Source organism: Streptomyces sp. NBC_01477 (genome assembly GCF_036227245.1).
Taxonomy (GTDB): domain Bacteria; phylum Actinomycetota; class Actinomycetes; order Streptomycetales; family Streptomycetaceae; genus Actinacidiphila.
In genome coordinates, this window is sequence record NZ_CP109445.1 from 6788971 (window position 1) to 6802082 (window position 13112).

The window sequence follows — 13112 nt, forward strand, 5'->3', positions numbered from 1 at the left end:
TCCCCGAAGGAAGGTTCAGCACCGATGAACGCCCCGACCCCACCGGAACAGGAACCAGAACCCGACCCGGAAGCCGCACCGCGCCAGGACCAGGAGCCGTTCGACCTGCTGGGCGTCGGCATCGGCCCGTTCAACCTGTCACTGGCCGCCCTCGCCGACGCCGTACCCGGCCTGAACGCGGCCTTCTACGACCAGCGGCAGGACTTCCACTGGCACCCGGGGCTGCTGATCGACGGCGCCACCTTGCAGGTGCCCTTCCTCGCCGACCTGGTGACCCTCGCCGACCCGGCCAGCCGCTGGTCGTTCCTGAACTTCCTCAAGACCCGCGAGCGGCTCTTCCCGTTCTACTTCGCCGAGCGCCTCCATGTGCACCGGGCCGAATACGACGCCTACTGCCGCTGGGTCGCCGGGGCGCTGCCCAGCACCCACTTCGGGCAGCAGGTCGACACCGTCCGCTGGGACGCCGGGCGCGGCCACTTCGAGGTCGACCACACCCGGCTCGACGCGCAGGGCGAGGCCGAGGCCCTGGGGCGTACGTACGCCAGGCACCTGGTGCTGGGCGTCGGCACGGCTCCCTACGTACCGGAGCCGCTGCGACCGCTCGCCGAGGCGCCGACCGTACCCGTGGTGCACTCCGCGGACTATCTGCCGCAGCGGGACCGGCTGCTGGCCGCCGAGCACATCACCGTGATCGGCTCGGGGCAGTCCGGCGCGGAGGTCTTCCTCGACCTGCTGCGCTCCCGTCCCGCGGGCCGGGAGGCGATCACCTGGCTGGCGCGTACCCCGGCCTTCGCGCCGATGGAGTACAGCCGGCTGGGCCTGGAGCACTTCACGCCCGACTACACCCGCTACTTCCACGGCCTGCCAGAGCCGGTGCGCGACCGGCTGGTGCCGGAGCAGTGGCAGCTGCACAAGGGCATCGACACCGAGACCATCACCGCCATCCACGACGAGCTGTACCGCCGCACCCTGGACGGCGGCTGGCCCGACGCGGTGCTGACCCCCGGCGTCACCGTGCGCACCGCGGGCCGGATCGGCAGCACCGGCGTCGAACTGCACCTGGAGCACGCCGACCAGGGCACCCGGACCCGGATGGTGACCAGTGCCGTGGTGCTGGCCACCGGCTACCGCGAGCGCCCGCTCGACCAGCTGCTCGGCCCGCTGCACCCGTATCTGCTGCGGGACGCCGCGGGCCGGCCGCGGATCGACGCCCGGCACCGGCTGGAGCTGGACCGGCGGATCACCGGCCGGATCTACGTCCAGAACGCCGAACGCCACACCCACGGCGTCGGCGCCCCGGACCTGGGCCTCGCCGCCTGGCGGTCCGCGGTCGTCCTGAACGACCTGACGGGGCTGCTGACCGGCGCGGAGCACTATCCGCTGCCGGCCAGGACAGCCTTCACCACCTTCGGTCTCGACGGCGCCGCCGCCTGTGACACCCCTACGCGAACAGCGGCACTCCGGCGCGGGTGAGCCGCCACTGGTCGGTGCCGAAGGACGACGGGTCGATCGTGCCGTGCGCCTGCACCCAGGCGATGATCGTGTTGCGGATCTCGTCGGAGTTCGACCACACCGACTGGGCCGCCGCCACGTGCGGGTAGTTGCTGCCGCCGCTGGAGCGGTAGTTGTTCACCGCGAGCACGAACTGCGCGGCCGGATCAATCGGAGCGCCGCCCGCGGTGAGGTTCACGATCCGCGAACCGACCGGCTGCGCGATGTCGATGTCGTACGACACCCCGCTGAGCACGTCGTAGCTGTAGTCGGGGGTGTTGTTGGCGTTGGTGATCTTCGTGACGTCGACCGGCGCGCCCGGCGCGGTCTGCACGTAGTACGCCGCTGACCACTCCAGGTAGTCCTTGACCTGGGCGCCGGTGAGGATCTTGGCGTCCAGGGTGTTCTCGTAGACGTACAGGCCCGCCACGTCGCGCAGCGAGACCTGCCCGGCCGGGATCGCCGCGGTCCGCGAGAAGGGCGACGCCTCGGACAGCACCGGCAGCGCGGCGTACGCGGTGCCGGCCAGCGCGGCCTTCACGGTGTCGGCCTGCACCAGGTTCAGGAAGTCGATGATCGGGGTGTCCTTGTACGTGGACTCCGCCGCCGACATCGCGGCCGTACAGGTGCCGACCACCTGGTTGACGTAGTCCACGACCTTCTGGTGCTCGCCGCGCACCAGCTTGGCCACGTGCGGGTCCTCGGCGACGGTGTTGGCGTTGCGCACCTCGGCGGTGACCGAGGTGACGTGCCAGCGGCCGCGGTCGAAGGCCAGGTCGATGTCGAAGACCGACAGGCGCATGCCCCACATCAGCGGCTCGGACAGCACCACGGTTTTGCCGGTCTGCTCGTTGACGACCAGGGTCTGCGGGCGCTCCACGTGGGTGTGGCCGACCAGTATCGCGTCGATGCCGGGCACCTGGGCGGCGACCAGCGAGGAGGCGTTCTCCGGGTAGGGCACGGCGTCGCCGTAGGAGGTGCTGCCGTCCAGGCCGGAGTGGTCGGTGCAGATGACCACGTCGCAGCCCAGCGCGCGGAGCTTGGGCACGTAGATCTTCGCCTGCTCCACCAGGCCGGGGAAGGCCATCCTGCCCTGCACATTGGCCTTGTCCCACACCGCGATGCCGGGGTTGGTCAGGCCGAGGACGCCGACCTTGACCGGCCGGCCGCCGTGCACCTTGATCTCCTTGACCAGGTAGGGCGGGAAGGCGGGCTTGAGGGTGGTGGCGTCCACCGCGTTGGCGGCCAGCAGCGGGAAGTCGCACTGGTCCTGGAAGGCGCGCAGCAGCGGGATGCCGTAGTTGAACTCGTGGTTGCCCAGGGCCGCCGCGTCGTACTTCATGTGGTTCATGGCCAGCGCCATCGGGTGCTGCGGGCCGCGCCGGGCGCCGCTGATCGGCTCCACCCGGGCGTAGTAGTACGACAGCTGGGTGCCCTGGATGATGTCGCCCGCGTCGATCAGCAGCGTACGGTCGTGGCCCTTCTCGGCGCGGGCCTGCTCGACCAGGGTGGCGACCTTGGCCAGGCCGACGTCGTTGTGGGTGGCGTCGTCGTACTCGGCGTTGGTGAAGTAGTCCCAGTTCAGGGCGTGGCCGTGCAGGTCGGTGGTGCCCAGCACCCGCAGGCTGAACGTCGTGGACGGGTGGCCGTGGCCGTGGCCGCGGCCCTGCTCGGAGGCCTGCGCCGGGCCGGCCGCGGCGACCGCGCCCGCGGTGCCCGCCAGCGCCACACCGGCGCCGGTGGCGGCCGAGCGGTTGATGAAGTCCCTGCGGTTGAGCGGCATCTCGTCTCCTTGACGGTCACGGGCTTGTCGAGCGAACAACGCGCGTAGATTCTGGACCAGGCAGGTGCCCGCGCAACAGACCCTTCGGGTTAACATCCCCCGCCGATCCTCCCGGCGCCGCCACCGAGCGTGACGCCGGTGCTCATCCGAGCGGGGCCATGCACACTTCGATACTTGTCAACAACCGTTAATCCAGACGTTGTTGGTCAGTTGCCTTCAGTGGTCCTGACTACCAACGAGTAAGTCATACGCTCGACATATGCGCCGAGCGAAAATTGTCTGCACCCTGGGTCCCGCCACCGACTCCTACGACCAGATCAAGGCATTGGTCGAGGCCGGTATGGACGTGGCACGCCTGAACCTGAGCCACGGAAGCTACGCCGAGCACGAGGACCGGTACCGACGGGTACGCAAGGCGTCGGACGAGACCGGCCGCAGCGTGGGCATCCTGGTCGACCTTCAGGGCCCGAAGATCAGGCTCGGGCGTTTCGCCGACGGACCTGTACTCCTTGAACGCGGTGACGAGTTCACCATCACCGCCGACGACATCGAGGGCGACCAGCAGATCTGCGGCACCACGTACAAGGGCCTGCCCGCGGACGTGGCACGCGGCGAGCGGATCCTGGTCGACGACGGCCGGGTCACCCTGGAGGTCACCGACGTGGAGGGGCCGCGGGTGCACACCATGTGCATCGAGGGCGGCATGATCTCCGACAACAAGGGCCTGAACCTGCCGGGCGTCGCGGTGTCGGTGCCCGCGCTGTCCGACAAAGACATCCGCGACCTGCGCTGGGGCCTGCGGGTCGGCGCCGACCTCATCGCGCTGTCCTTCGTGCGCTCCGGGCGGGACGTCGAGGACGTGCTGCGGATCATGGCCGAGGAGGACCGCAGAATCCCGGTGATCGCCAAGATCGAGAAGCCGCAGGCGGTCGACAACCTCGAAGAGATCGTGGACGCCTTCGACGGCATCATGGTCGCCCGCGGCGACCTCGGCGTCGAGATGCCGCTGGAGGCCGTCCCGCTGGTGCAGAAGCGGGCCGTCAAGCTCGCCAAGCGCAACGCCAAGCCGGTCATCGTCGCCACCCAGATGCTCGAATCGATGATCGACAACTCCCGCCCCACCCGCGCCGAGGCCAGCGACGTGGCCAACGCGGTGATGGACGGCACCGACGCGGTGATGCTGTCGGGCGAGACCAGCGTCGGCAAGTACCCGATCGAGACGGTCAAGACCATGTCGCGGATCGTGGCCGCCGCAGAGGAGGACATGCTGACCGCGGGGCTGCCGCCGCTCACCGACCAGAACAAACCGCGCACCCAGGGCGGCGCCGTCGCCCGGGCCGCCGCCGAGATGGGCGACTTCCTCGGCGCCCGCTTCCTGGTCGCCTTCACCCAGTCCGGCGACACCGTCCGCCGGCTGTCCCGCTACCGCTCGCCGATCCCGGTGCTGGCCTTCACCCCCGAGCCGGCCACCCGCTCCCAGCTGAACCTGACCTGGGGAGTGGAGGCCTTCCTCGGCCCCATGGTGCAGACCACCGACGAGATGGTCCAGCAGGTGGATGAGGAACTGCTGCGGATCGGCCGCTGCAAGAAGGGCGACGTCGTCGTCATCACCGCCGGCTCGCCGCCCGGGATGCCCGGCACCACCAATATGGTCCGGGTCCACCACATCGGCGAGGACGACTCACCGAAGTCGTAATACCTCATACGGCATATTGGTCCTGACATTCGCAGCGCCCCCGACGGCAACCGGCGTCGGGGGCGCTGTCTTTCGCGGTACTTCCCATTGCGATTCGATCGCAATTAACGCTGTGTAACACGCCCGCAATAAGGAAACCGGCCCCGCGCCTCGCCGGTCCCTACCCGGGGCACCCGTGAATAATCCACCCTGCCCGATCGGGCGTCCCGCGGGCGCTTTCGGGCCGGACCGGGCGCTGACCGGCGACAAGTCGGCCATGCGGCACCGGAAGTGCGGGTTCTCAGCATCCGGACAGGGGAGCAATGTACTCAAAAGCCCTGCCCAACCTCAATAGAAGCTCAAAAGCTTCCGATTGGCATAACAAGACAGTCACACTCTTCCCCGCACCTCTGCCTGACCCCACGAACCGGGCCTAGAGTCACGGCCAGTCACCGCGCCACCGGATTTGTCAGTTCGGGTTCCAGCGCGCGACTCGGCCTCTCATCAGAGACGGCCGTGCCAGGGGAAAGGACTGACCGTGCGACACCGTTCCTTGCTGATTCTGACCACCGTACTCACCACAGGAGCCCTTACTCTCACTGCTTGCGGCTCGCGCAGCGACGACGACAAGGGCAGCAGCACCGGCGGCTCAGGCAGCACCTCGGGTGCCAAGAACAACGTCACCGTGGTGATCGGCGTCGACGCACCCCTGACCGGCGCGAACTCGGCCACCGGCCTCGGACTGCAGTACGGCGCCCAGATAGCCGTCGACGACGCCAACTCCAAGAACCTCGTGCCCGGCGTCACCTTCAAGATCCAGGCGAAGGACGACAAGGCGCAGCCGGCCACCGGCCAGCAGAACGCCACCGCCTTCACGTCGGACAACACCGTCATCGCCGCGGTCGGCCCGCTGAACTCCGGCGTCGCCCAGTCGATGCAGCAGGTGTTCGCCAACGCCAACATGGTGGAGATCTCGCCCGCCAACACCAACCCGGCCCTGACCCAGGGCAAGGACTGGGCGACCGGCAAGAAGGTCCGGCCGTTCCCGACCTACTTCCGTACCGCCACCACCGACGCCAACCAGGGCGGCTTCGCCGGCGACTACGCCTTCAACACCATCAAGAAGACCAACGCCTTCGTGGTCGACGACAAGCAGACCTACGGCGCGGGCCTGGCCGGCATCTTCAAGACGAAGTTCACCAGCCTGGGCGGCAAGATCGCCGGCACCGACCACGTCAACACCGGTGACACCGACTACTCCACCCTCGTCACCAAGATCAAGAACTCGCACGCCGACATGGTCTACTACGGCGGCCAGTACGACGAGTCCGAGCAGATCACCAAGCAGCTCAAGGCGGCCGGCGTCAAGATCCCGCTGATGGGCGGCGACGGCATGTACTCCGACACCTACATCACCACCGCGGGCCCCGCCGCGGAAGGCGACCTGGTCACCTCGGTCGGCGTCCCCGTCACCACGCTGCAGACCGCCACCGACTTCATCGCCGCCTACAAGGCCAAGAAGTACCCGGGCGACTACGGCACCTACGGCGGCTACTCCTACGACGCCACCACCGCGATCATCAAGGCCGTCAAGGTCGTCGCGGACGCCAACGGCGGCAAGCTGCCGGCCATCCCCGACGCCCGCAAGGCCGTCGTCGACGCCGTCCAGAAGACCGACTTCGACGGCGTCGCCGGCCACGTGTCGTTCGACGAGTTCGGTGACACCACCAACAAGCAGCTGACCGTCTACCAGGTCAAGTCCGGCAAGTGGGTCGCCGTCAAGTCCGGCACCTACACCGGCTGACCCCACCGCAGCACCCCGGCGCCGCGCGGCCGGACACCTCCCGGCCGCGCGGGCGCCGAAACCCGCGTGTCCCCCCGCAGGGGTGCGGCACCGCACACCACGTCCCCGCTCCCCACTGCTCTCAGCGACATGGAGGCCATGCGGTGCACACCCTGCCGCAACAGCTGGCCAACGGGCTGTTCATCGGCTCGATGTACGGGCTCATCGCCATCGGCTACACGATGGTGTACGGCATCGTCCAGCTCATCAACTTCGCCCACGGCGAGATCTACATGACCGGCGCCTTCGGGGCCCTCGCGGTCTACACGAACCTCCCCGACGGCATATCCATCTGGGCCGCCCTGCCCCTCATGCTGGCCGGCGGCGCGGTCGTGTCCGTGCTGATCGCCGTCGGCGCGGAGAGGCTCGCGTACCGCCCGCTGCGGGGCGCGCCACGGCTGGCACCGCTGATCACCGCCATCGGCCTCTCGCTCGCGCTCCAGCAGGCAGTCTTCCTGTGGTACCCGAACGCCACCAGTGGAAAAACCTTCCCGCAGCTGCCCGGCGGCCCCTTCCACATCGGCTCCGTCGACATCCAGAGCGGCGACATCTTCCTCGTCGTCGCCGCAGTGGTCTGCATGGCGGGACTCGCCGCCTTCGTCCGCACCTCCCGCACCGGCCGCGCCATGCAGGCCACCGCGCAGGACCCGGACACCGCGCAGCTCATGGGCATCGACACCAATCGCATCATCGTGATCGCCTTCGCCATCGGCGGCTTCTTCGCCGCCGTCGCCGGACTCGCCTCCGGCATCAAATACGGCCAGATCAAGTACGACATCGGCTTCCAGGCCGGGCTCAAGGCCTTCACCGCCGCCGTGCTCGGCGGCATCGGCAACATCTACGGCGCCATGCTCGGCGGCCTCGTCCTCGGCGTCGCCGAATCCTGCGCCTCCGCGTACATCTCCAACATCCCCGGCATGGAACAGCTCGGCGGCGGCAGTTGGGCCAACGTCTGGGCCTTCGTCCTGCTCATCATCGTCCTGCTGGTCAGGCCCCAGGGCCTGCTGGGCGAGCGCGTCGCGGACAGGGCGTGATCGCGATGACCGACCTGTCCACCAACGCAGCCGCCATGACCGTCACCGACCCCGGCGCACGCAGGACCGACAGCTACATCCCGCTGCCCTTCGCCGCGGCCCGGCTGCTGACCCTGCTCGGCGTGGTCGCCTCGATCGCCTCGACCTTCATGTCCTGGACGTACACCACCGACTTCCCCGGTGACCTCACCGTCAGCGGATACCCCGGCGGCCTCCAGATCATGACGCTGATCGGCGCCATCCTCACCGGCGTCATCGCGCTCGGCGCCTTCAAGGTCAAGGGCCTGGCCTGGCTCAACCCCAGCCGCTCGTACAACTCGGTGCTGCTGCTGGCCCTCGGCACCCTCGGCACCACCTGGTACACGGTGATCGACATCGCCGCCAAGCTCGGCGGCCTGGCCAACCTCGACCCCGGCGCCTTCGTCGCCGCCGTCGGCAGCCTCGCGCTCTTCATCGGCACCCTCGCCCTGCCGATCGACCGCCACCCGCGCGAGGAGGAGGACGCCGAATACATCGAACTCGGCTCGCTGGGCACCCTCCGGCTCGCCGTCGCCGCCTACCGCTGGCTGCGCGAACTGCGCTTCAACCACAGCGACATCAAGGTCTCCGACCCGCGCCGGCTCAACATCTGGCTCCAGCGCCTGGTCATCGTCGTCGTCTTCGCCGCCGGCCTGAAGATCCTCACCTTCGGCCTGGCCACCGACTACAGCGACATCTTCCTCGGCTACCTGATCGTCGTCTCCTTCGGCTTCTGGGGCCTCGGCGCCGCAGGACTGCTCCAGCAGTTCCAGCAGCTCACCCGCGAGAACCGGGTGTTCTCCTCCAGCGTCGGCATCCTGGCCGCCATCGCCTACCCCTTCGCCCAGAACAACGAGCACTGGGCGAACCTCGGCGTCAGCATCCTCATCGTCGGCACCGTCGCCCTCGGCCTGAACATCGTCGTCGGCCTCACCGGCCTGCTCGACCTCGGCTACGTCGCCTTCCTCGGCGTCGGCGCCTACACCGCGGCCCTGGTCTCCGGCTCCCAGTACTCGATCTGGTCCGGCGTGCAGTTCCCGTTCTGGGCCGCCGCCCTCACCGGCGCCGCCGCCGCACTGGTCTTCGGCGTCCTCATCGGCGCCCCCACCCTGCGGCTGCGCGGCGACTACCTGGCGATCGTCACCCTCGGCTTCGGAGAGATCTTCCGCATCGTCGTCAACAACCTCGACGGCGTCAGCGGCCCCAAGATCACCAACGGCCCGGACGGCATCGCGCAGATCCCCGACCTGTCGATCTTCGGCTACAACCTCGGCGTCACCCACGCCGTCGGGTCCTTCACCCTCGGCCGGTTCGCCAACTACTACCTGCTGATGCTCGTCATCACCGTGATCGTGGTGGTCGTCTTCACCCGGGCCGCCGACTCCCGGATCGGCCGCTCCTGGATCGCCATCCGCGAGGACGAGACCGCCGCCACCGCCATGGGCATCAACGGCTTCCGCGTCAAGCTCACCGCCTTCGCCCTCGGCGCCTGCCTGGCCGGCCTCGCGGGAACGGTCAGCGCCCACGTCACCAACAGCGTCGTGCCCAACCCCTACGTCTTCTCCGGCTCGGTGCCGCCCAACTCCGCCTTCCTGCTCGCCGCCGTCGTCCTCGGCGGCATGGGCACGGTCAGCGGCCCGATCCTCGGCGCGGCACTGCTCTACCTGATCCCCGAGAAGCTCGACTTCCTCGCCAGGTACGAACTCTTCGCCTTCGGCATCGCCCTGGTCCTGATCATGCGCCTGCGGCCCGAGGGCATCATCGCCAACCGGCGCCGGCAGCTTGAATTCCACGAGGACGAATCCACGACGCCGGACAAACGCACCCTCGGCGACGACACCGTCCCCGTCGGCACGGCAGGGGCGTGAAGGACACCATGACCACCACCACTGCGCACCAGCCCACCCCGGAGCAGGCCCCCGACAGCGGCCCGCTGCTCCAGGCCAGCGGTGTCATCATGCGGTTCGGCGGCCTCACCGCCGTCCGAGACGTCGACCTCACCGTCAACACCGGGGAGATCGTCGGACTGATCGGCCCCAACGGCGCGGGCAAGACCACCTTCTTCAACTGCCTCACCGGCCTGTACGTCCCCACCGAGGGCACCGTCCGCTTCCGCGGCGCCGTCCTGCCGCCCAAGCCGCACCTGGTCACCAAGGCGGGCATCGCCCGCACCTTCCAGAACATCCGGCTGTTCGCCAACATGACCGTGCTGGAGAACGTACTGGTCGGACGGCACACCCGCACCAAAGAAGGACTGCTGTCCGCGCTCATCCGCGGCCCCGGCTACCACCGGGCCGAGGCCCGCTCCCGGGCCAGGGCGATGGAACTGCTGGAATTCACCGGGCTCGCCGCCAAGGCCGACCACCTCGCCCGCAACCTGCCCTACGGCGAACAGCGCAAGCTGGAGATCGCCAGGGCACTGGCCAGCGAGCCCGGCCTGCTGCTGCTCGACGAACCCACCGCCGGCATGAACCCGCAGGAGACCCGGGCCACCGAGGACCTCGTCTTCGCGGTACGCGACCAGGGCATCGCCGTCCTCGTCATCGAGCACGACATGCGCTTCATCTTCAACCTGTGCGACCGGGTCGCCGTCCTCGTCCAGGGCGAAATGCTGGTCGAAGGCACCTCCGAGGTCGTACAGCAGGACGAACGGGTGATCGCCGCCTACCTCGGCGAGCCCTTCGAAGGCGCGCCCGACGACGGGGCGAAGACGACCGGCGAGCAGGAGAACGACCGATGACCGCACTGCTCGAAGTGGAGAACCTGCGCGTCTCGTACGGCAAGATCGAGGCCGTCAAGGGCATCTCCTTCTCCGTCGAGGCCGGCCAGGTCGTCACCCTGATCGGCACCAACGGCGCCGGCAAGACCACCACCCTGCGCACCCTCAGCGGCCTGCTCAAGCCGACCGGCGGCAAGATCGTCTTCAACGGCAGGTACCTCACCCGGGTCCCGCCGCACAAGATCGTCGCCCTTGGCCTCGCCCACTCGCCCGAGGGCCGGCACATCTTCCCCCGGCTCACCATCGAGCAGAACCTCCAGCTCGGCGCGTACCTGCGCAAGGACCCCGCCGGGGTCGTCAAGGACATCGAGCGCGCCTACGAGCTGTTCCCGATCCTCGGCGAACGCCGCAAGCAGGCGGCCGGCACCCTGTCCGGCGGCGAACAGCAGATGCTCGCCATGGGCCGCGCCCTGATGTGCCAGCCGAAGCTGCTCATGCTCGACGAACCCTCGATGGGCCTCTCGCCGATCATGATGCAGAAGATCATGGCCACCATCGTCGAACTCAAGGCGCAGGGCACGACCATCCTGCTCGTCGAGCAGAACGCCCAGGCCGCGCTCTCGCTCGCCGACCAGGCCCATGTGATGGAGGTCGGCTCCATCAAGCTCTCCGGCACCGGACAGGACCTGCTGCACGACGAGGGCGTCCGCAAGACCTACCTCGGCGAGGACTGAACCCGCGCTTCCACGGACGCGTGAGCGTGCCGGAGGGGCCGCACCCGAACCGGGTGCGGCCCCTCCGCCGTACGTCTCGCCATGTCTTCGGCTACTTGTCGGTGACCTCTTCGATCACGGCCTGCGCGACCGCCTGCATCGACATCCGCCGGTCCATCGACGTCTTCTGGATCCAGCGGAAAGCGGCCGGCTCGGTCAGCCCGTACTTCGTCTGCAGCACGCTCTTCGCCCGGTCCACCAGCTTGCGGGTCTCCAGCCGCAGCGACAGATCCGCGATCTCCAGCTCCAGCGCCCGCAGCTCCTGGAAACGGCTCACCGCCATCTCGATCGCCGGCACCAGGTCGCTCTTGCTGAACGGTTTCACCAGATACGCCATCGCGCCCGCGTCCCTGGCCCGCTCGACCAGCTCCCGCTGCGAGAACGCGGTCAGCATCAGCACCGGCGCGAGCTTCTCGCCCGCGATGCGCTCGGCCGCCGAGATGCCGTCGAGCACCGGCATCTTCACATCCAGGATCACCAGGTCGGGCCGGTGCTCCTCGGCGAGCTTCACCGCCGTCTCGCCGTCCCCGGCCTCGCCGACGACGGAGTAGCCCTCCTCCTCCAGCATCTCCTTCAGGTCCAGCCGGATCAGCGCCTCGTCCTCGGCGATGACGACCCGGGTGGTCAGCGGAGGTACGTGCGACTGCTCGGCCTGCCCGCCCTGCCCTGCGGACGACTCATCGGACTGCGTGTCGGACTGCTCGTCGCGCTGAGCGGCGGACTCATCGGGGGCGCTCACGGTGCTCCTCGTGCTGCGGCGGGGTATTGCATCCCGAGCCTACCCAGGTCCGGTACAGTTTGAGTACCGGAACGGTAGGCTATCCTCTGTTTCGAAGGAGCCCCGGTACTCCAATTGGTTAGAGAGGCGGCTCTCAAACAGCCGACAGTGTGGGTTCGAGTCCCACCCGGGGTACTTCGCCTTCAAATCCAAGGTAAAGGCATCTTTAGCAAGGTCACTGAACATGGTGAACCTTCCTTCGATTGTGCCCCAATGCCTGGTGCGGTCGCTCACGCTCGATCGTATGTACGACCTCCAGGTGCGCCGCCGGGCGCTCGCATTCCTCGCCGAAGGCCACAGCCTCAACGCCACCAGTCGCGCGACGGGCGTGTCCCGTGCGGCCATCCGCGAGTGGGCCACCCACGGTCCGGAACCCTCCAGCACCGGGCGCGCCCCGCTGCGCACCGACGGCCCCGCCTATCCGTATCTGCTCGGGCTCTACCTGGGCGACGGCTGCCTCAGCCGGGGCCGCCGCGGTGTCTACGCCTTACGGATCGCCTGCGCCGACTCCTGGCCCGGCCTCATCAGCGCGTGCGAGCGGGCCATCCATGCCGTCCGGCCCGGGGGCTCCGTCTGCCGCGCGCAGCAGCAGGGCTGTGTCCAGGTCACCGCGTGCAGCAAGCAGTGGCCGGCGATCTTCCCCCAGCACGGCCCCGGGCGGAAGCATGAGCGCCGGATCGTGCTGGAGGCCTGGCAGCAGCCGCTCGTCGACGCGTATCCATGGGAGTTCATCCGGGGGCTCGTGCACTCCGACGGGTGCCGGATCACCAACTGGACGACCCGGGTTGTCGGCGGCGAACTGCGGCGCTACGAGTACCCGCGGTACTTCTTCACGAACAAGTCCGAGGACATCCTGACCCTCTTCTCCGACGCCCTCGACCTCGTCGGCGTCCAGTGGAAGGTCACCCGCCGCGCCGGGCGGCCGTACAACGTGTCCGTCGCCCGGCGCGCCTCCGTCGCGCTCATGGACCTGCACATCGGCCCGAAGCACTGACCGC

10 protein-coding genes and 1 tRNA gene are annotated in these 13112 nt (G+C 68.8%); 9 read left to right on the top strand and 2 right to left on the bottom strand.

Annotation, left to right across the window (positions count from 1 at the left end):
• Positions 1-24: 24 nt before the first annotated feature.
• Positions 25-1473 carry a lysine N(6)-hydroxylase/L-ornithine N(5)-oxygenase family protein gene (locus OHA86_RS28855; protein WP_329179872.1) on the top strand — a complete coding sequence of 483 codons (1449 nt, stop codon included), beginning with the start codon at positions 25-27 and terminating at the stop codon, positions 1471-1473.
• Here OHA86_RS28855 and OHA86_RS28860 read toward each other — a convergent pair.
• Entirely contained in the window at positions 1442-3274 is a 1833-nt protein-coding gene (locus tag OHA86_RS28860; protein ID WP_329179874.1) for a bifunctional metallophosphatase/5'-nucleotidase, read from the bottom strand. The two genes, OHA86_RS28855 and OHA86_RS28860, sit on opposite strands and share 32 nt — an antisense overlap.
• A 259-nt stretch (positions 3275-3533) precedes the next feature.
• Between OHA86_RS28860 and pyk the strand changes: the two genes are divergently transcribed.
• The 6 genes from pyk (at position 3534) to OHA86_RS28890 (ending at position 11297) form a co-directional block, all read left to right on the top strand.
• The gene (gene pyk, locus OHA86_RS28865) at positions 3534-4970 is read left to right on the top strand and encodes a pyruvate kinase (RefSeq protein ID WP_329179876.1); all 1437 of its coding nucleotides are present in this window, start codon (positions 3534-3536) and stop codon (positions 4968-4970) included.
• Positions 4971-5487: 517 nt separating this feature from the next.
• Positions 5488-6753, top strand: a complete 1266-nt coding sequence (locus OHA86_RS28870; protein WP_329179878.1) for a branched-chain amino acid ABC transporter substrate-binding protein — start codon at positions 5488-5490, stop codon at positions 6751-6753.
• 143 nt (positions 6754-6896) lie between these two features.
• Positions 6897-7826, top strand: coding sequence for a branched-chain amino acid ABC transporter permease (locus OHA86_RS28875; protein WP_329179879.1), 930 nt, complete (start codon positions 6897-6899; stop codon positions 7824-7826).
• 5 nt (positions 7827-7831) lie between these two features.
• Positions 7832-9712, top strand: a complete 1881-nt coding sequence (locus tag OHA86_RS28880; RefSeq protein ID WP_443072028.1) for a branched-chain amino acid ABC transporter permease — start codon at positions 7832-7834, stop codon at positions 9710-9712.
• Between the two features lie 8 nt (positions 9713-9720).
• Positions 9721-10584, top strand: coding sequence for an ABC transporter ATP-binding protein (locus tag OHA86_RS28885; RefSeq protein ID WP_329179881.1), 864 nt, complete (start codon positions 9721-9723; stop codon positions 10582-10584).
• Positions 10581-11297 carry an ABC transporter ATP-binding protein gene (locus OHA86_RS28890; RefSeq protein ID WP_329179883.1) on the top strand — a complete coding sequence of 239 codons (717 nt, stop codon included), beginning with the start codon at positions 10581-10583 and terminating at the stop codon, positions 11295-11297. The genes OHA86_RS28885 and OHA86_RS28890 overlap by 4 nt, the downstream gene beginning before the upstream one ends.
• A 91-nt stretch (positions 11298-11388) precedes the next feature.
• Here OHA86_RS28890 and OHA86_RS28895 read toward each other — a convergent pair whose 3' ends face one another.
• Positions 11389-11964 carry an ANTAR domain-containing response regulator gene (locus OHA86_RS28895; protein WP_329182596.1) on the bottom strand — a complete coding sequence of 192 codons (576 nt, stop codon included), beginning with the start codon at positions 11962-11964 and terminating at the stop codon, positions 11389-11391.
• A gap of 210 nt (positions 11965-12174) precedes the next feature.
• Between OHA86_RS28895 and OHA86_RS28900 the strand changes: the two genes are divergently transcribed.
• Both OHA86_RS28900 and OHA86_RS28905 read left to right on the top strand, forming a co-directional pair.
• Positions 12175-12249: transfer RNA gene (locus tag OHA86_RS28900), tRNA-Leu, on the top strand.
• A gap of 109 nt (positions 12250-12358) precedes the next feature.
• Positions 12359-13108, top strand: coding sequence for a transcriptional regulator (locus OHA86_RS28905; protein WP_329179885.1), 750 nt, complete (start codon positions 12359-12361; stop codon positions 13106-13108).
• Positions 13109-13112: the final 4 nt, after the last annotated feature.

Coding starts and splice junctions, on each gene's coding strand:
- OHA86_RS28855 (WP_329179872.1), top strand. CDS start 25: ATGAACGCCCCGACCCCACCGGAACAGGAACCAGAACCCGACCCGGAA.
- OHA86_RS28880 (WP_443072028.1), top strand. CDS start 7,832: ATGACCGACCTGTCCACCAACGCAGCCGCCATGACCGTCACCGACCCC.
- OHA86_RS28890 (WP_329179883.1), top strand. CDS start 10,581: ATGACCGCACTGCTCGAAGTGGAGAACCTGCGCGTCTCGTACGGCAAG.
- OHA86_RS28860 (WP_329179874.1), bottom strand. CDS start 3,274: ATGCCGCTCAACCGCAGGGACTTCATCAACCGCTCGGCCGCCACCGGC.
- pyk (WP_329179876.1), top strand. CDS start 3,534: ATGCGCCGAGCGAAAATTGTCTGCACCCTGGGTCCCGCCACCGACTCC.
- OHA86_RS28905 (WP_329179885.1), top strand. CDS start 12,359: ATGTACGACCTCCAGGTGCGCCGCCGGGCGCTCGCATTCCTCGCCGAA.
- OHA86_RS28885 (WP_329179881.1), top strand. CDS start 9,721: ATGACCACCACCACTGCGCACCAGCCCACCCCGGAGCAGGCCCCCGAC.